The organism is Idiomarina xiamenensis 10-D-4, assembly GCF_000299895.1.
In the GTDB taxonomy this organism is placed as follows: Bacteria; Pseudomonadota; Gammaproteobacteria; order Enterobacterales; family Alteromonadaceae; genus Idiomarina; species Idiomarina xiamenensis.
In genome coordinates this window covers 1-18,638 of sequence record NZ_AMRG01000022.1, presented here as the reverse complement: position 1 = coordinate 18,638, position 18,638 = coordinate 1, and the positions used below count along the sequence as shown (strand labels likewise).

Genomic DNA, 18,638 nt, shown 5'->3' with positions numbered 1-18,638 from the left:
GGTGCCAGATGCAAAAAAGGCTAAGCTGCCGCCATTCAATGTGACGTTAGTTGCAGTAGCAGAGCCATTCTGAAATGTTGCGGTGCCTGTTGTGAATGCCATCTGATTTGCTCCTTAAAAATTCGTCACGTCGATAACCAAATAAGCGGTCGAAGCGCCATTATCTCGCTCTGAGTAATAGCTATTCGGTAGCGGCTGAAATGGTGGGTATTGGTATGTCCGGGAATACGCAAAGGTTTTAGCGTTAGCTACGGTGACCGTGTGGTTAATAACCCGACACGCATCATCATATCGGTCGTGAATGAGTTCAAACGCATCTGCTGGTGATGGAAACCTTACGCCACTGAAAACAACTTTGGTGTAATAATTGACAGGTAACACGGCGTATTTGTGCCCTGAACGAAATGAATGGCTACCAACGCCAACCGATGAAACCGGGCTAAATAATTGCCACGACGAGTCATAGGTTAGCTGACCATAACTATCAAAAAGTTGAAGCCCGGCATTCGACGTTTTGGTTTGCAAACCGAAGACGTAATAATCGACTTGAACGGAATTGGCTGCGGCTGTATCAACTCCTAAAACCATTTCGCTAGTCGCTGCGTCGTAGTAAAGCAGTGATACCGGTGCTGCACACGAAAACGCGCAAATCTCAGATATGTCATTGAGGGGTATGCGAGCTTCCGCAGAAACTTGGAACGCTCCTGGTACCGACGAAATGACCGAGCCCTTCCGAATAAATCCAATAGCGGGTATCTGGTCTGTGATTTGTAAATGACCGTTATCAGTAAAAACTTCAAATCCAGCACGCATCAGTATATCCCGTAGTAAATTCGATAGCCTGGTATGTCATCGTAATATTGCTCGTTTTCAGTCAGTGACCAGCGCATCCGATTGCCAATAAAATCAAGCTTCACAGAGTTAGAAACCGTGGCGTTATAAGCGTTTCCATTACCAAGGTTGTAGGATGTCGGTTGAGGCAAGACAAATCCAAATGGCGTCCCGCGCAGAAAGCGCTCATCGTCTAAATAGCCCGATAATTGCTCTGAAAAGGTGGTTCCTAGTAATTTGCCCACTAGCGTTGTTGTATCAACGATGAGTCGACCCGACTCATCCCAAACTTGTAATCCTTCAGGCATCGTCCCACACCCCCAAACGTAGCCGCATCACCCCATTGCTACCATATACACGATATAGTTCGTTGGTGATTTCTGTTCTTACGCCACTTTCCGCGCTTTTAACGTTCAACTCGCCATTGAACGTGCCTCCCGCCGCCTCTAAATCACCGGCGAACGTTCCCTTGGCTGCCTGTAAAGTGCCTTTGAACGTGCCATCTACAGCGTTTAGTGTTCCCGAAAATGTGCCGGTTGCAGCCTGTAGTTCCCCGGCAAATAAACCAGATCGCGCAACCATGTGACCATCGAATACATAGCGACCACGCTCAAGGTCGTAAAAAATCATTAATTGACCGTCACCATCGGTGTAACCGACGCTGCCAGCAGTGAACTGAATTTGGCGGGTAACTCCATCATCGCCGATGATCACACCCGTAGTACGCCCGTAAGCGTCGGTACCAAGAAATGCCCGAGCAGCTAAACCGCCCTCGTTTAGATAAGCCTTCATCTGCAAAATAGCTTTTGCTTCGTCTTCTTCACCGGTAATGCCAGACGCGATGGATGTCATTGATTCTGCGGTACCATCCGCGGTCGTTTTGGCACTTTGTGCCATCGAGAACGTCGCGCCCAAACCGGTTTCAGGATCGTCGATGGCTCCTTTAACACCATTGACGACTTCTAACGCACCATCAGCAGTACGCCCAGCATCTTGCGCTACTTCCAGCGTCGCACGGTTATCAGATTCGCGCTGATAGTCATCGAATACTGCGGTGAATTGCTCTGAGATATCGCGTGCTGGACTCCATTCGCTAATGTTGTCGATGACGAGGTCAACAGCGTCCAATTCCTCACGAATGCCTTGTAGCCACGGCGAAATTTGCTCGTCGTTTTTCGTGGTTCTGAATGTTTCCTGAATCCAGCCAGACTTACCAAGAGGATTAACTGTACGCGCTAAAAACGTATATTCGGTGTCAGGCTTTAATCCGGGCTGAACGATTGAGATACCACGGCCGATGACATTCTCAACGTCACCAAACGCGAACTCGAAAACCGTACCTAAACCGATACCCTCAAGTACCGGTGCTGAAGTTGCTTCCCAGTTACCCGGCGTAATACCTAACGATATTGGTGCGCTTGGCGTCTGCAATTGCATTGCCAGTGCCGCTGGCGCACTCATGCGTTCAAAACGATTCTTAGCGACTATCTCAACTGAGTAGTCACCAGCATCGAGACCGTTGATATCCTGCCGTAGTTCAACGCTTGAGCTGGCTACAACCGAATACACCACGACGACCGTGTTCGCTTTTTTAATCGAAACAATGTACTCGCTGACAGCTCTAGGCACTGGATGCGTCCACGTCACATAGCCTTGTCGATGCGTACTGACAGCATCTAGTTCAAACGCTAACGATTCAGGCGGCAGCGGAATATTGAAGTCCGGCAGATTAGTGTTTGGCGTCAAGTCACCTTCTGTCGGCGTTAAATCATCCGAGTAAAGAGCTGGCGATTCTTCCTCAAGCACCAAGTTGGTGACTTTCTTTTTACGGTCAAAACTCCAATCAGCGACGATAAACTCTTTTTCGATGCCTTCATTGGGTAACTCGACTCGTACATTCTGACCAGCCATTGCAAGCAAGCCCTTTGCCTTGCACGGGAACTCAATGCGCATGCCTGCGCGGTTCCGCTCCATGTGATACTTCATCAAGCGTTGAGCCATGGTGCTTGATTTGGTAAAACTGAGTTGTAGATCCTCTTCTAGCTCCATGCCATCAGAATTGATGTAGCCGCTATTTTTAACCACCGGTGCATCGGTTGGCTCGTAACGCTTACGCGGGTCCATAAAGCTGGCGCGCACGAGATTTATGCGATCACGCAACTCTCGGTGAGGTGATATTTTGATGATTTCGGCGGCGTCGCTTTCCGTTAGTGTGACTGTCGGTAAGCCATGATACGAGGCGGTTTGCAAATAGATCTTGCCACCACGGCGATACGGTTTACCGCCGCATGATGTGAGAATACGCTGCAATACACTAGGCGGGCTTTCATCGAATGACCAGTTACCGTTAGCAGTAAAGCGCTTCTCAAACTGAGTAGCTCCGTTGTTATCCAAGTACGCGACCTGTTCATCACAAATATTGGCCTGTTCAGCAATATGCGCGATATCGAATTTGGACAGCGACAGCTTCTGGAAACCTTTGAATCGCACGTAATCAAGCGCGCACAAAATTGAATTATCCGACCATTCCCATGTGTTCGGTGAATCAGCACGATGTGATCCAGAACCGCCAACAGACGAATCTTTACGAGGGTCGTAAACCTTTGAGCCGCGAACTTTGAACGTGACGTTTTGTAGGCCGTTCGCCATTTTATCCGGGTCAATTGGAATGAAAACGACCGCGTAAGCTACGCCATAACCGACGTGTTCTTCTGTCCAGTTCTCGGCATGCTCTAATAGATGCTCGGATACCTCAGTTTGAGTGCCGTCATAAAAGTGTGCTTCGCAACCGGCATGAGGCGGATTACCATTAATTTCGTAAAGCTCGGCTGAATCGATAGCATGCCCGGCTAAAGTGATACAAACGACGTGAACATCTTTTTTACCGCGCTTAGTACGTCCATAGCCAACCATTGAACCGGAAACTACCGACTCACCGTATATGCCGCGTCGAGCTTGTAATGTTTGAGTTGTCAGCGTTTGAGACTGGCCGAAGTTTTCTTCGACCGAGGGCATTTCAGGTTTAATCGAATTCTGTAGGGCTACCATGCCAATGCCGACAAGGACGCCTATAGCAGCGCCGTACGCGACCCCCGCAGCCACACCAACCGCTACAGCAGCAACTACCGGTGGCATTATTTAGTACTCCATGCAGTTTGCACCCATGAAAACGGCACTTGTAGTAATCGAAATTCACCAACAACCCATGCTCCGTTACAATAAACACCGGCAGTTTGATGACCGTGGTTGTCAACTAGCAACAGATCCCCCCGTTCTGGCATTACCGCCGCTTTTGGTTGACCTAGTTTAGTGCCAAGCACATCAGCCACGTCGTTATAGCCGTGACGCTTTAGCGCGCGATAGGCCCCTATTTTTGTTGAGTAGTGCCCGCGAAACTCGTCAGCTAAATCGATACCATGAATCGCCTGATAAGCGTCTGCGGCAAACAAGCAGCAATCATTGACACCCCACTCAAAGGGCTGGTCGCGACGCTGCTGTAGTAATTTGATTAAGTTCGTTGGCCAGTTTTTAAGTCGCATATCGTTATCTCCGGTACATATCTCTGCTACCACTCGACTTGCCGCCGGGCGATCCACCACCACCAACCGACTGACCAGGTACTTCGCTATCAATGCCCTTCGCAATCACTTCGACTTGGTCAAAGAATCGGTCCCCGGGATAGAGAGATTGTTGCGCTTCATCCGTCATGCGTGCGTTTTTAACGGGTTGACTCCAACGTTCCCACCAGTCAGACAGGCGCAAATTGATAGTGAACGGACGGCCTTTGAGCACGTTGACGCTGGCAATAAAGCCATCAAAGAGCGTGGCTCCGCCTTTAATCTTTCGTTGCTCATCAAGCGCGACAAGATGAATCGATGCATCACCGCCAATGGGGTCTTGATTGACCACATCGGCAAACAGGGTGACGTCATCAATACGCATCGATACATCAATAGTGTTGGCACCACTAGATGCGTTCTCTTTGAACTTGCCAATGCTGGCCAGCTCACCCAGTCCCTTATAAACTTGACCGTTGTAAGTGCGGTCACCGACACCGGTATGAGCACGAACCCATCCGCTTGGAAAGCGAAGTTCGCCAAATAGCAGCAAGCGCTTTTCGGATGTACTTTCAATCAGCTCAATGACGGTCGGATCGTCAAACCTAAACATTCAGCGCCTCGATGAAGTCGATTTGAACGCCACGCACATAGCTCTTATTGCCAGACCATGTAGGTAAACTTGACGGATTTTCAATGCGGAATGCACCCCGCGGTTGTTGAGTGATCACAGGCGTGCCGACAGTCAATGGTTTGCGGATCTCGGGTTGTACGTGAAGAACCGCACGGCCAGTGCCGTCAGAAGTTGAATCTTGAGTTATTTTGAATAGTTGGTTACCGACCTGACAACGGTCTCCAGCGGCTGCGACAGGTTGGCTGCTGCCGGCACCAAAAACGCTAATCGATGTACCATGCTCACCGTCGACATCACAGATCAACGTCGACGAATTCAACACCGCATTTTCATGCGCATAGTCGCGGATTGTGGTTACACCGACGTGCCCGCGCAATGAAGCAAGGTGCGCATCCAATAGACGAAATTCAGCACGGGTTAGAAAGTTAAATGCTAAGGTGCAGCGCCACTTGTCGCCCGGCTCTTCCCACACTTCTTCAACCTTGTTGTAAGGCGAAAAAAGCAGCTCGGTCGCTGTGACGATTTGAAAACCAGACTTAGAAACCGGTAAGTCAGGAAACTGGACAATCATTACTACCCCTTAGCATTGCACTATGGGGATTTTGGATACTACGAGCGTTAGGAGCTACCCGCGTTTTTTCCGGTTAGGCTGCCTGTTCGAGCTTAGCGCAAAGAGCCGCAACTCTATCAAATGAGCTTAAGGCTTGTTCTGCAGCAACACAATCAATTGTCTCACCATTTAGTTCATAATCGGCATCACATCGATTATCTTTTTGTTGCTTTAAAATGTATCCAATCTGATTCAGTTTTCTACTATCATATGGTTCATATTCATGCTTAAGTTCTAACAAATAAGTAATTAAACATGAATGAACACCCTTCCCGCTGTAACTTGGAATTTTTGCTGTAAGAATAGATAAGGTCTGATGATAACTAGCGTAATAAGCCCTGCTAACGCAGTTGCGAAAGCCCATCTCATCCTTCTGTTGATAATTAAGCCTAGCAGAGTTATAAAAATCCTCAGCGTTAACCGACATTAGAGACCTCCGAAGACTCTAACTTTTTATTAAGTAGTCGCCGCTTAAATTGAGCAACGACTGGAATGGTGTGCAAATTTCGCTCAATTAATCTATCCGCAAATTCAAAATTCAAATCGAATAGTTTATCAGCAGACAACTTTTCTGAATCGATAATATAAGATACTGATAAGTTAGGGCGTTGCTTCTTATGCTTAATTTCATTAGCTACAAACTCAACCTCATTCTCTGCCAACAGATCGTAGGCTATCTGGCCTACTTGATTTAATTCCTCTTCAGTTAAATCTGTATGCTCGATAAACTTTTCCATACATTCAACCTCTAGAAGCATATTCTCAATATCTGCATCCTTGCTAAGTTTATTAGCCTTTTTCAATATATCAAAAATCCTTTTCTGATTTTCGATATCTAAAATCATCATAGAATGATTTAACAATTCATTTTGCATCTCATAACCATGACATAGCTTAGCAAGCTCATAACCTTTTTTTATCGATTCAGACGTTAAACCAAAAGTTTTTAGTGCTTTCCAGTAGTTACTGCAAACATTGTAATCATTAGAATATTTAAGAGCTTCTTCGAAAAAACTCACGGAAGACTGTTTATTCTTACAAACAGCTTCTAGAACTCCTTTCAAGTGAAGTTGAACCTCTATCTCAGGCAATTTTTCTATATCACGGATGAATCGTCGCTTTGCAAGATCATCAGGAACTTCACCATTATGATAGTTTTGGAGTAATTTGATTATTCTATTGGCATCGGTCTGAACTTGAGGCAAGGCAATGCTCCAACTAGCGTTCTGATGGTCAAAAATTTGCACATATGCATTTAGTGTATCAGGTATAACAGACAAAACACGACTTTTCATGCTTTTTTGAGAAAAGTAATGAAAAGATTTAGAAACGATAGCCGTTCACAAAGTGTAATCTAAGAGCGATAAGACATAGTCTTGCTTCATTTAGAACACGCAGGAACTCTCTCACCCCCGCGCCTTCAGCGTCTGATAGATCCGCCCGCCAGACGAAAAGTCGTCGATAAGCTCGGCTTTGAAGCGTTCATTGGCGGCATCTACCGCTTGCTCAACTTCTTCTCGGTTACCACCGGCACCGCCCTCAAAAGTGTAGCTGTTTGTTATTTCGACGGTTACGCCGCCGCTAGCAACTGATGCATTTGCAGCACCTTGACCATTCTGCTGTTTGATATGGTCGACTAACAACTCAAAGTTTTCGCGTTGGGTAGGGTTAAGTACCATTTCATCCTTACGCAGCATCCACGTGCCTTCGTGCGACTCGGGAACGCGGCCGATACCGTTATGCGCTATGCCTAGAAATGCTTCTGGCCTCGTTGAGTTCATGATTCGCTCAAGGCTTTTGACGCCAATTGCGGCGGTTGATTTGGCATCAAAAACAAACTCCTTACCGTGGACCACGCCAGCAACCTCGTTTTCACCATAGTTACCCGTATAACCACCACTTCTGAAGCCACCAAGAGCTTTTACGGCAAGGATCGCGCCGCCCGCAATTACGGCCGCTTGACCAAATGAGCCTATTGACGCCCATATCGCCGCTGGCGCCCAAGCCGCCGCCACGGTTCCTGCAGCGGCTGTTTGTGTTGCTGTGGTTACCCCTGTTGCAGCCGTTGATGCAGCAGTAGTGGCCGATATGGCAGCGATGTTAGTGCTTGACGTTACCGCTGCAGCTTTTTGTTCAGTCGCGGCTAAAAGCATTCGTTTTACACCTATTTCTATTAGGCTAGAGATGATGGTTTTGGCTACGTTTTTGTACAGACTCTGCATTGTTTCAGCAAAGTTATTACCTTCCAGCATTGACGTGGCCACAGCATCACCGATGCCAGCGGCAAAGCGATCAAAGGTTTCGCTCCATAACGCATCAATCTGCACCGTCATGTCGCCATTGATACGCGACATTTCCTCTGCGTGGCGTTGCATTTCCATTTCTTTCATCTGGTTAATGCGGGCTAATTTTTCGACCTCGGTTTCTTGTCGAAAACCGCCCTGCCCGTCGTTCACGTACATATTACCCAATAATGAGGGATCTTGTGCCGCCTTATCTAGCATTCCCATATTCATGGCATGCTGATTTATCTCGCTGTTTTGAGGTGCCAGGCTGCCGGATAGTGATGCTAAATTATTGATAGTTTGCTGGCGCTGCTTTTCCGCTGCCTCTTCAGCTTCTTTTTCCTGACGTAGCTCTCGAATGCGGCCTATCAGCCGGTCGATGCTCTCGATTTGTTTTTCGTTTAGGTCGGCCCCGGCCTCTTGCAGTATGGCGTATCGTTCCCATTGTTCTTCACTAAGTGAAAGCTCAACAAGTTGCATCGCTAACTTATCGGTGACTTTCTGAAATTTCTTCGACGCCTCTTCCGCACCGTCACCGATATTTTTGATATCGTTCGCGGGTTTCTTCAGCTCTTCTAATTTATCTTTGAGGTTCTCCGCTTCTTGCCTTAACTCATCAATACGTGCTTGTGAATGAACCGCTGAATCACCCACATCATCTAGTGCGCCCGGGTCAAGACCAATGAACTGTGAGAAACCCTGACGTTCTTCTGTGGATGCGCCTTCCAATTCACTTTGAGTCAGTTTAAGTTGCTCATTTTTGCGAATAAGCTCGTCTATTTCATCAATTCGAGCCTGTAATGTGATCCTTGCGCTTTCTCGCTGCGCTTCGGTCATGCGTTCAAAATCATCTGCAAGCTCGCTGACCTGCTGCTTTAAGCTCTTTGTCGGTTCAATTGCGTTATCGGCACTCGTTGAATACTCATACAGGGCATAAGCAGCAAGTGAAATAACTCCAACGGGGCCACCAAGCATAGCCATGCCAGCCGAAGCGAAACGGGCAGCGGTACCCACGGCGACTAACCGAGTGGCAGTAATTGTGCTGATATTATTCATTGCAGCATAACGGGCAATAACACGAGCCTGAGCCGCCTGATGAAGAATAAAACCGCGAGTAGCCGCGGTAGTGGCTCCCAGCACCCGCGCGGCGAATACGGCAGCAATCGCTTGGCCGACATCGATGATAGTGTCGCCCTCTTCCTCGATAAATGCGGTAAATTCACCTAGTGCCTCAGTGCCGGCTTCTATTGACGCCTTCATGGCACGGCCTAAACCACCTTCATTGACCGTTTGTAGTGTCTTAATCCATTGGTTATTTAAACGATTTAGCGCCGCTTCAACTTGGTTGGACTGCTCTTCAACAATACCGGCAAACTGGTTTTGCCCTAAACTAATGAGATAGTCTTGGATAGCATCGGCGCTGTTCTTAACCTCTGTCGTGACGCCTTGAAACGAAAACTTGATTGTCTCGCCTTCGTTCTTCGCTTTTATACCGAACTCTTTCAATCGCTCGAACTCAGCTACAGATGCGTCGGCAACAGCTTCGATAAATTGCTCTAAGCTCTTACCCATGGCTTGTGAGGTATTCATGTAAGACAGCAACGCATCTTCTGACGGACGTAAGCCTAGGTTGGATAACCGCGTAAAACCCAGCACCAGTTCATCTATCCGTGTACCGGTTCGGTCAGCCATATCATTGAGATCACCCATTTTGGCTCGCGCTTCCTCAACACCACCGGCCGCAACTCGCATTTGCGCATTCCAGCGGTCCATCATGCGTTGATTGTCCAATAACGCCCGTGCCGAGGTGCCCGCGCTGTATGCCGCTGCAATGACTCCGGTAACCCGCAACGCAGTCGATTTTAAGCGTTGCATTTCTGCTTCGCTTTCTTTGGTCGCCTGTTTTAACTTTTCGTTTTTACCGTCAAAGATAACCGACAGCTTCATGGCCATGATCAGGTCTCCATACGCGCATTTAGCTCTTTAACCGCCGTGCGCATCATAGTTCTGAGGGATTTATATTGTGCTGATGTGTAATCACGTTCGGCCATGTCAGCATCAGCTTTGATGCCAGGCAGATTAACGCCAGTACAAATGCCTTGGGTAAACGTGAACTGATCGCTGACTTCGAGGAACCACAGCACGGTCGGCCAGTTTTCCTCATACACGTAAAAGTCAGCATCCAAGTCTTTGCGGGATCTCAAGAATTCGGCGACATCCTCGTCGGATGCCCCGAATACCTTCATTTCATCAGCGAGTTGCTGGCGCTCTTCACTATCTTCGGCTGGCCCGTGCACCCAATATCGGGCAGCCTCTTCTAGTTTTTTGGTGCAGAAAGCCCGACGTGTAGATCGGTATACGCTCGCATGATGCCGGTGCGCACGAATGAATAAGCGCATAGCTCACTAAGTGCATCCGATGTGAATGGTTTATCACGGCCATCTTCATCGGTAACACCTGACCAGCCGATCATCACTTCACGAATGATCTGAAAGTCATCCTTTTTGCCTTGCACCAACGTTTGATACTGCGACTGTTTCAGGATTTGAAACTTACCAGTAAAGGTAATTTCCCCGTCTGCAGGGTGATGCACAGTGATGGTTGCCTCGGCAGTAATAGGACCCGTCTTCAACTTAAACGCCATAGTTCACCTCTTACTTAGTAACTAACGCAACGTCTTCCAGCACCCGAAACGGCAACGTGTAACACACCTTACCTTCACGGTCTGAATACGTTGGCTTGCCAAGCTGAATCTGTGCGGTAGATAGTTCGATTGTTTTTCCCTCTCCACCGCCGTGGCTGATCGACATCGCTAACGTGGCGTTATCACGGGCAATGGCGAAAGGGTCAAAGTCAGCAAGCTCTGGCGCTTCAATGATGATTTGTCCGTCAGGCTTCCAATCGGTTAAATAGATGCGCTCTTCGACGGTATTCTCGTCATAAGCGATTTCGTTATTTTCACTGTGTTCAAACTCGTACATCTTGTATTCAACATCATCGAGCTTAAATACAGTTTTATCATGACCAACCTTTTCAGGTGTTTGCCATGCTGAAAAGTCTGGCGATGGCAACGCACCACTGACCACGCCACCGTATAAGCCGGTGATCTCAAAACTCATTGTCGGCAGCTCACCAACTTTTAGCGATGTACCCATAGTTCCGCGGGCACCAAGCAGTTTATGAATAGCGCCGTCTTGGAAGAAATAGAACGAGCCATCAGGTTCACTGTTATCAGTTACCCTCGCGTAATCCACCTGCGATGCACCAACCGTTTCTTTGAAGCCTGCAACTTGCATGATAGGTGCGTAAGCCGCAGGCGTGAGCGCTGCACCAGCACCCGTTAGCTCAACGTTGCCGGAGATCTTGACGTGCATACCAACGAGCAGCATCGGTTTATTACCGTTCTTACCGTTATCAAGCTCGCGTTCAAGCTCTTCACCTTCCAGCGGCGTTACCTCAAGGCCAGTTGTCTGAATGGGGAGACCGGGACCATTCGCATCAATTAGGTCGATGCCATAATCTTGGTTGCCATCGTTGACCATCGCCAGCAGTAGCTTTTTTTTAGTTCGACGCATCACGCTCACCCTTATCTGTATCGCTCACATGCTCAATTGCAAAACGTGAGTCTGCTTTTAACTGAGCCAACTGAGCATTACGCAGCTCGCCGGCTTCAAACTTATTCACGCCTTTTTTAAAGTCGATACCGGCGCGTCGACACTTTTCAGATACAGTCACGACAATCATGATTGCCCCTCGTAGATATATTCGACGCTGAACTCGTCAATCCAGAGCACACCGCCTTTGCGAAACTCAAATAACTGCCCTTGTTCAAACACAATCGACTCGTAAGGTTCACCGGGTTCATAACCGGCGATGGCCGAGCGTACAGCACGTTTCATTTCCGCTAAACGTCGGTTAACAGTCGATCCCAGTGCATCGTTGACACTGCGACACGCAATCAACACACCAAAGCGCTCTCGTATTAACTGCGAATAGCGTCCTGTCGTACGCTCGTTCGACTGTGCGCCATCTTCAATCGGCACAACGAAAGCACCGTCAGCACGCACCTGAGTGGCATCAAGAATGGTCGACGCATCGACAGCTTGGTCAATGCGCTTGAATAGCGCTTTACCCGACACCTGAATTTGACCTAGACGGTCTTCAATAGCACTAAGCAAGTCCACTCGGTTCAACTCCATCAATGGTGCTCATGTACTGGTTGAATATCTGCACAATCTTTCGTTCTTGCTGGGCGTGGATGCCAAGAAACGGCCGCGCCGGTAAGTTCATCTTGCGCTTATGAGAGCCAACCGTTTGCGCGACAGGGAACGGCAATTGACGCCCAAATGCTTTGTTAATAATGCGCGTGTGCGTGCGGATGTTAACGGTTTTCCCGGTACCGTCTTGCAGCGGAGGACCATATTCGACGTTGGTGCCGACTTCGGCGCTTTTTGCTGAGAACCGAGCGCGAATACTTTGCTGCAATCGCCCGGTGTCTCGTAGTGGTTGCCCGGCACGCTTTACCGGTTTCCACGGCGTACCATCCGGCGCCTTACCTTGACGAAACCCCATCTGGAAATCAGCACGCAAGCCTTGTCCGACTCGTTTAAAAAACTCGCGACGTTGATCGCTGCCAACTTCATCAAGCGAACGTTTAATGCGCGAAAATTCTTGCTCGTTGAGATTAACCGACATCACCATGTCAGAACCCCTTTAGCGATTCGCGCGTAAAAACACGGTCAGCGGCAGTGCGCTTAACCGCAACTTGGGGGCGAGAGCCGCCCTCTTGCGTTGGTAGTCCTAAATTAACTTCACCTTTAGCTAATCGGCGCAGCCAACTAATAGCGTCTTCGTACCGCTTTCTAACTTCGTCGGACGCACTATCATCCCACAATCGAAAACGAGCAATATCGCAGCAAACAGTAACTAGGAACGCTGGCGTTGATGCTAATGGCAACGAATAAGCAACAGCAATGAACGTGTCCATTTCTGCTGTTGCCTCAGTCAGCGCCGCCTCCAACTTGTCACTATCCAGTGACTCGCCTTCGTCGGCTGTCGGCGCAAGCTGTTCGAGTTCATCGACACCAAAGCGGATTTCCAAATGACCTATTGCTGCGTACGGCATCACGCTTACTCGCCTTTTTCCCGCTCAATAAGCGCGATGATGTCAGCTTTATTGGCATTACTAGGCACATCGATACCAAGCTGTTTAGCGATATCGATTAAATCAGCCTTGTTTTGCTTTGCTAAACCATCATCTGAATCGCTATCGTCATCAGGTTTTTGTTGAGCTAACGCACCCGCGTCAGCCAACTGCTTAGCAATGCGTTCATCAACAGCGATAGGCTCACCGGTTACCTGGTGTTTTTCACCGTTAATGCGTGCCGGATGACTCAATACGACTTCAACGCTTTTATTACTCATGGTTTCTCTCCAATTAGTCAGCTAAAAACAGCGGCGCTTCACAGCACCGCGTTAAAGTAGAAACCCGCCTCTTTCGAGATAACGACTTCTTTTACTGACTCGCCAACTCGTACCCGCACACCACCACGTAAGCCGATGTTTTCATCAGGCTTAGTCCATGCAACACGCTCGCCGTGTTCGGCGGTCATGCCAAAGGTCACATCGTCTTTTAGCGCTGCGATGGGGTTGATATAAAGCAACGATGCGCCACCGGACCATAGACGTTCAATGCTCATATCTTGGCCTTTGTTAGCAGTGTTATAACGAGCAGCACCGATGATGATGTTTTCAAGCTCGAACAACTCGCGAATGAACTCCCACGGCACCATGCCGCTATCACCGTTTGTGCCGTTAAATGCCTTAACCAAACTCAGATTTCGACGCATCGCGGTCGCTTCGGTACGGCCAAGCACTAACGTATTTGGACGCACTAACGGCGTATCCATCGCATCACTGATTTGTTCAATCAGGTTTGATTCAGGCGCATTCCATTTATCAGTACCGGAGAGCGTTTCGCTGTGATTGTAGTTATTCACGTTCATCACCTTGTCGGCGACACGCTTCTCACGACCTAACGCAATCAACTCAGCCAGCTTCATCGCTGCACGGCCTTCGGGGTCAATAGCAGGATTGTTTTTAGCTTCGTCGATGTCAGCATTTGGAATCGGATCTTCCAATCCGAAGTCAACAACTGAATCGGTATGCTCTGTCGCGCCGAATTCGACTTCGTTCGGGCGGCTTTTACGACCAACAAGAGAATCAGGAATGGTGAACGTGTCCTTAGCTCTGAACTCGGTCCACTTAAAGTTGGCAGAACCAACAGGTGTACGCGGCATAACCTGATCGGCAATGAACTGCGCATTCTTAAAGCCTAAAGCGATAGCCGTTAGGCGTTGTTGTGGTACGAATGGTGCTGACATAGTGACCTCTTAATCTTTATCAATTTCAACGCTGATGATGTCACCAGCAGCGTTAGCAGCAGTTAAAGCGCGGCCGATCACACTGTTAGTGGCTTCGCTTGATGTAACAACGCGACCTTGAGCATCAACAGTAAGCCGCGCGCCTTTCGATACCGCGCCGCCAGCTTCAACTTCTTCAATGCCGTTAAAGGTCACATCAATGCGCCCACCTGTTGCAACGGTGGCAGGCTCGGCAGACGTGCCGATGAACGGATCGGTGACGTCGGTTGCCAATTCCACTTCGTTTTCACCTGCCGCTAAAGCAACGACGCGGTGCGGTGGGATCGCCGTGGCGGCGATAAAGTTTTTAATCAAACCTGGGTTCTTCATAGCGTTTACTCCGCGTCTTTACTTACGTGATCAACAGCTTCAGCAATTGAAATAACTCGACCGGCTTTACGTTCTTGCTCTTGGTACTCAACCGCTTTGGTTGATAATGAGCGAGCGGTTACCGGCGTTGGTGGGTCAGTGTCATCGCCTGACTGCTCTTCAAAGTTCAAGACCGCTTTGCCCTCTTCGAATTGCTTCAAAAACTGGTCTTGAGCATCTAAACCTTTTTCATTTTCGCCTTCGCCAAAATCGACGGTTTGGTTCGCTAAACGCTCAGCGAACGCTAGCACTCGGCTTTTATCAGCGGGTTTAATTTTCCCGCCAGCTACAAGCGCATCAACACGGGCAGTTAACTCTGCTCGCTGGCGCTTTTGCTCAGCTTCTTTGAACGACGCAACCGCTTTTTCGAGTTCGCCGTTCTTATCACTTAACTGAGTTTTGTCAGCTTCAAGTGAGGCCACTTTGGCTTTTAGCTCTTCGATTTCTTTCATGTCGACAGTCTCCGGATCTGGTTTGTCGCTTTCGCTAAAATCAGTCACCGGGGTATCGTCATTTTTCATGAACGAGTCCGCTGACTTGTTTAAATCATCGAGTAGGTAGTTAGGGATGGCCTTGTCCGCTTCATCCTTGCTGAATTTGTCGATAATGAACTCACGCAGGTTCTTTAATGCGTCGCCAATGCCCTTTAGCGTCCAGCCGTGTTGCCAGCGGTCTTCAAATTCGACAATCCCCTCTTCGGCTTCCGAAAATTCAACAGGCTTCAAGCCTTTAATGGCTGGCGGGTGTGCACCAAAAAAGCCAACATGGCGCAAATACAGCGTGCCGGGCTTAGGATTATTCGGGGCATCAGGCAAATAGAAGCTAGCGCTGACCTTTTTAAACGCGCCAGCGGAAACCATTTCTTCGAAGTCGGTGTTAATTTGGTGTGGAATAGCATCTAAGCTGCCTTCGCTGAACTCGATGCCGTTAACCCAGCCGTAAGCTGGGCCATTAGATTTCGGATGCCCGATAACAATCGGGGCTTCATGAAGTGCGGGGTCATAAGACTCGGCGGAGCTTTGTAGCAAGTCTTCGCCGAACTCTAACGTCTGGCCGTCAGAGCTGGTATGCGTACCCGTTTTGAAAATGTTGATGCGTTTCATATAGCGCCAATCCTCTATCGTTGACGCTATTTTTCTCCACGCACCTGTTAGGCGCTACCCGTGTTTTTTCCGACGAACAGATGAATTAAGCGAATGTAGGATCAACGCCCTCTGGGTAACGAATCTGGCGCCCATCCGGCATTTCGTGAACAAGCCACTGTACTGGCGGTGGCTCGGATACAGAAAGCCCATAAGCGTCCAAGTCAGCCCAACTTAGCTGAATTACGCCACAGCGGCAATTATATCCATTTGGCGGGTAGTGGGTTTCCCAAAATGGGTGGTCGGCGGGGAGTACTAAACCATCCCACTGCGCATGCTCTGGTCGAGTACGCGAGTCATCAACGGCATCGTACATCAGATAGGGAAAGCTATCTTTGGTTTCTTGGATATTCTGCCACTGACCTTTCGCGTAGGCGCTTTGCAGGTTAGTTCTAAAGATGGTTTCTAAGCGGCTGGCAGTGCCGATACGGGCTTCTATGACATCACCCGATAATGGGTCAATGACATCGCGCTTCCCCCACCAGCCAGCTCTTTGCAGCGCTGGCATTACCTGCTCTGCGAAGTCGTCAAAAGTTTCACCATTGGCGAGAACTTTATCTAGCTCATTCTTGACGAACTCGAGTAAATTGCCGTTCATCAATTTAGCCACGGTGAAAGCCACGTCATGTTCAGCGCTCAGCATTTGATCCCAGCGAAATGAGCGACTAAGCCCTTTCGACAGAAAGAAATCTAACGCTTCTTGCGGCGGTATCTCAAACTGAGCTGCTGCCTCGTAGTAATTAACGACGTGGCTAATACGCATTAACGAGTCCCGTTTTTCATATAGCCTCGCATACGGGCATAAACGTTAGCATTACGAATACGCTCGACTACATCAGGTAACGGGTCTAGCTCTGCCAGTTCATCCAGACGCTTTCTAAATTCGTTTTCATTACCGGCGCTCTGTGCAAACTCAATGATTTTACGCGCCAGCGAACCGATAGCCGCATCGGCATCCTGAGCAAGATACTCGCCAGCATCAACAATATCTCGCTGGTCGCGTCGATGCTGAATGCGCTTTTCAGTTAACGGCGAGACTTCCCCAAATTCCGCTCCCATCGGCTGTATTTGGTTACCCATCGGCAAGCGGCCAAAGCTCATATCGCGCTTACGCCAACCGTCGCCATACGTCGATTTGATGTATTCCTCGGTGGGCTCGTAACCCATTTCGAAGATTTTCTTGTCTCGGTCGGCTACCGTGTTCAGATCTTCTTTTTCCTCAGTCTTACGCCATACCCGTGGCGGATTAGCATTTTCGAAATTTAGAGAAACTAGATAATCAACGACCTGAGTATTGAAGCTCGCACATATCAGATCGGCATCTGATTTTATGAGGTCGGCTTTCACACCACCATGCACTTTCGCTTGGCTGTAGCTGCTGCCGTCGTCAGTCGTCATGGTTTGGCTAAGAATGATTTTTGAAATAGCGCGGTTCATGCCCTCTTCGAGGGCCTTATAATCGGCGGTACCTGAGCGGCTAGCTTCCAATAATTCAACGACAAAGTCTTCGGGTATTAGCACTCCACTATCAGCCTGTACCGCATCCAGCACATCAAGCGCCATTTCTCGTTGTTCGGGATCTTTGATTGCCGCTGGCGAGAGTTTGGCTGTCGCCGTTGGCATCCCGAACTTTTCTAAGTGGATGAGCCAGAACTTAATACAGTTTCGTTTGAAGAACACCGGCCAATAGAGCGCGTGTGCTAGCCCCTCACCATAGGGATTGTCGTCATGCTCTTGACCTACACTAAATACCCAAAACTTCTCACGCGGCATCGCGTGTTGCTGTGCACCTTTTAGCAGTAATAGCTCGTTATTCACGCCAAAACGGAAGCGGCCGCGGTCACGCACCTTAATGCTATCTAAATACCAGAGTCCGTCACGCATCACCGGCATTAATTCCGCGACACTGTAGCCATAGTGATTAGCGTAGAGCATCTTATCGGTAACCTGATCGAAGCCGATATCATCCAGCACTTGTTTGATGTATTCCGCTGCAGCAATGTCCTGAGCGCTTTTACCACCGGGGACAATATCAATCTCCGCCTGAGTAACCGCTGTTCGGCGCTGTTGAAATGTGCTGCGAACCTGATCATCGCGCAATAGCTCTTTATACACGTCAAATTGACCGCCGCCCTTAGTGCGCAAAACGTTATCAGGGTTTTCAATCATAACCTGAATTAATGCACTGGCCAGCGCGCGCCCATGATCAGCTTTCGATAGCTCAGTTTTGATTGGCTTTTTGGTTTTCGCCATCAGGTATAACCTCCAAAGTTATTGCGGCTACGACGTCGCACACTGCCATTGCCCGCGTTATCTGCATCTACTGAGGCTCGACGGCCAGTGCTGGCGCTCACGATGTTAATTGAATGCGAGTGAGCCCAGTCCAAATACTGCGATGTGCTGTCCACCTGGTCATCGTTAGTGCTTAGCGGAAAGCCGAATAGCTCGGACTCGTAATTGATGAGCCATGGCGCAACTTCCGGCAACCACACCCTACCCGCTTCAAATTGCGGACTAACCCGGATAGCCCGTGTCAACTTGCTGCCCTCTGGCTCTATCGCAACCACCGGCATGACAATCTTTTTCGGATAATCCGGTAGTTCCACACCCGCTCTCAATTCTTGAATTAACGACTGCCCCGATGCCTTGTCTTCAATGAGCACCGCATGAGGTCGGTACTGCATGTAGAAATTAGCCAGTACGCGTTTCAACTCAGGGTATTCAACGCGATCACGCCAAACGTTCATCAGAAAGTGGCTGTAACTGCCCCTTAAAATAATACAGCTCA

At 48.8% G+C, this 18,638-nt stretch carries 23 protein-coding genes; all 23 read right to left on the bottom strand.

The genetic code is table 11. The features are described 5' to 3' along the window. Positions 1 to 114 precede the first annotated feature (114 nt). Positions 115 to 813, bottom strand: coding sequence for a hypothetical protein (locus tag A10D4_RS12685; RefSeq protein ID WP_008489977.1), 699 nt, complete (start codon positions 811 to 813; stop codon positions 115 to 117). Beyond that, positions 813 to 1,139 carry a hypothetical protein gene (locus tag A10D4_RS12680; protein ID WP_008489976.1) on the bottom strand — a complete coding sequence of 109 codons (327 nt, stop codon included), beginning with the start codon at positions 1,137 to 1,139 and terminating at the stop codon, positions 813 to 815. Before A10D4_RS12680 ends, A10D4_RS12685 begins: the two co-directional genes overlap by 1 nt. Next, positions 1,132 to 3,966 (bottom strand): phage tail protein, encoded by a 2,835-nt coding sequence (locus A10D4_RS12675; protein ID WP_008489975.1) that lies wholly within the window; start codon positions 3,964 to 3,966, stop codon positions 1,132 to 1,134. The genes A10D4_RS12680 and A10D4_RS12675 overlap by 8 nt, the downstream gene beginning before the upstream one ends. Next, positions 3,966 to 4,370: a DUF6950 family protein gene (locus A10D4_RS13745; RefSeq protein ID WP_008489974.1), complete on the bottom strand. Its 405-nt coding sequence runs from the start codon at positions 4,368 to 4,370 to the stop codon at positions 3,966 to 3,968. Before A10D4_RS13745 ends, A10D4_RS12675 begins: the two co-directional genes overlap by 1 nt. Before the next feature lie 4 nt (positions 4,371 to 4,374). Then, positions 4,375 to 5,001 (bottom strand): hypothetical protein, encoded by a 627-nt coding sequence (locus A10D4_RS12665; RefSeq protein ID WP_008489972.1) that lies wholly within the window; start codon positions 4,999 to 5,001, stop codon positions 4,375 to 4,377. Beyond that, the gene (locus tag A10D4_RS12660; RefSeq protein ID WP_008489971.1) at positions 4,994 to 5,593 is read right to left on the bottom strand and encodes a hypothetical protein; all 600 of its coding nucleotides are present in this window, start codon (positions 5,591 to 5,593) and stop codon (positions 4,994 to 4,996) included. Before A10D4_RS12660 ends, A10D4_RS12665 begins: the two co-directional genes overlap by 8 nt. Before the next feature lie 73 nt (positions 5,594 to 5,666). Next, entirely contained in the window at positions 5,667 to 6,059 is a 393-nt protein-coding gene (locus A10D4_RS12655) for a hypothetical protein (RefSeq protein WP_008489970.1), read from the bottom strand. Next, positions 6,049 to 6,927, bottom strand: coding sequence for a hypothetical protein (locus tag A10D4_RS12650; protein WP_008489969.1), 879 nt, complete (start codon positions 6,925 to 6,927; stop codon positions 6,049 to 6,051). Before A10D4_RS12650 ends, A10D4_RS12655 begins: the two co-directional genes overlap by 11 nt. A gap of 111 nt (positions 6,928 to 7,038) precedes the next feature. Beyond that, positions 7,039 to 9,870 (bottom strand): tape measure protein, encoded by a 2,832-nt coding sequence (locus tag A10D4_RS12645; protein ID WP_008489968.1) that lies wholly within the window; start codon positions 9,868 to 9,870, stop codon positions 7,039 to 7,041. A 2-nt stretch (positions 9,871 to 9,872) separates the two neighbouring features. Continuing rightward, positions 9,873 to 10,214 carry a hypothetical protein gene (locus tag A10D4_RS12640; protein WP_008489967.1) on the bottom strand — a complete coding sequence of 114 codons (342 nt, stop codon included), beginning with the start codon at positions 10,212 to 10,214 and terminating at the stop codon, positions 9,873 to 9,875. Between the two features lie 20 nt (positions 10,215 to 10,234). Further along, positions 10,235 to 10,561: a hypothetical protein gene (locus A10D4_RS12635; protein WP_008489965.1), complete on the bottom strand. Its 327-nt coding sequence runs from the start codon at positions 10,559 to 10,561 to the stop codon at positions 10,235 to 10,237. Positions 10,562 to 10,571: 10 nt separating this feature from the next. Beyond that, positions 10,572 to 11,492 (bottom strand): hypothetical protein, encoded by a 921-nt coding sequence (locus A10D4_RS12630; RefSeq protein WP_008489964.1) that lies wholly within the window; start codon positions 11,490 to 11,492, stop codon positions 10,572 to 10,574. Then, a complete protein-coding gene (locus tag A10D4_RS12625) occupies positions 11,479 to 11,661 on the bottom strand; it encodes an HI1506-related protein (protein ID WP_008489963.1) in 183 nt (60 codons plus the stop codon). The genes A10D4_RS12630 and A10D4_RS12625 overlap by 14 nt, the downstream gene beginning before the upstream one ends. Next, a complete protein-coding gene (locus tag A10D4_RS12620) occupies positions 11,658 to 12,101 on the bottom strand; it encodes a phage tail terminator protein (protein ID WP_008489962.1) in 444 nt (147 codons plus the stop codon). Before A10D4_RS12620 ends, A10D4_RS12625 begins: the two co-directional genes overlap by 4 nt. Beyond that, positions 12,088 to 12,618, bottom strand: a complete 531-nt coding sequence (locus A10D4_RS13740) for a phage virion morphogenesis family protein (protein ID WP_008489961.1) — start codon at positions 12,616 to 12,618, stop codon at positions 12,088 to 12,090. The genes A10D4_RS12620 and A10D4_RS13740 overlap by 14 nt, the downstream gene beginning before the upstream one ends. A 1-nt stretch (position 12,619) precedes the next feature. After that, positions 12,620 to 13,042, bottom strand: coding sequence for a gp436 family protein (locus A10D4_RS12610; protein ID WP_008489960.1), 423 nt, complete (start codon positions 13,040 to 13,042; stop codon positions 12,620 to 12,622). A 5-nt stretch (positions 13,043 to 13,047) separates the two neighbouring features. Beyond that, entirely contained in the window at positions 13,048 to 13,341 is a 294-nt protein-coding gene (locus A10D4_RS12605) for a hypothetical protein (protein WP_008489959.1), read from the bottom strand. 38 nt (positions 13,342 to 13,379) lie between these two features. After that, on the bottom strand, positions 13,380 to 14,300 hold the full coding sequence (locus tag A10D4_RS12600; protein WP_008489957.1) for a hypothetical protein: 921 nt from the start codon (positions 14,298 to 14,300) through the stop codon (positions 13,380 to 13,382). 9 nt (positions 14,301 to 14,309) lie between these two features. Further along, positions 14,310 to 14,654 (bottom strand): DUF2190 family protein, encoded by a 345-nt coding sequence (locus A10D4_RS12595; protein ID WP_237738553.1) that lies wholly within the window; start codon positions 14,652 to 14,654, stop codon positions 14,310 to 14,312. A 20-nt stretch (positions 14,655 to 14,674) separates the two neighbouring features. Beyond that, positions 14,675 to 15,811: a bZIP transcription factor gene (locus A10D4_RS12590; protein ID WP_008489955.1), complete on the bottom strand. Its 1,137-nt coding sequence runs from the start codon at positions 15,809 to 15,811 to the stop codon at positions 14,675 to 14,677. Positions 15,812 to 15,896: 85 nt separating this feature from the next. Then, on the bottom strand, positions 15,897 to 16,613 hold the full coding sequence (locus A10D4_RS12585; RefSeq protein ID WP_008489954.1) for a phage head morphogenesis protein: 717 nt from the start codon (positions 16,611 to 16,613) through the stop codon (positions 15,897 to 15,899). Next, positions 16,613 to 18,103 carry a DUF935 domain-containing protein gene (locus tag A10D4_RS12580; protein ID WP_008489953.1) on the bottom strand — a complete coding sequence of 497 codons (1,491 nt, stop codon included), beginning with the start codon at positions 18,101 to 18,103 and terminating at the stop codon, positions 16,613 to 16,615. Before A10D4_RS12580 ends, A10D4_RS12585 begins: the two co-directional genes overlap by 1 nt. Beyond that, positions 18,103 to 18,638, bottom strand: a 536-nt coding sequence (terL, locus tag A10D4_RS12575; protein WP_008489952.1) for a phage terminase large subunit, incomplete at its 5' end; no start/stop codon positions are given. The genes terL and A10D4_RS12580, both read right to left, overlap by 1 nt.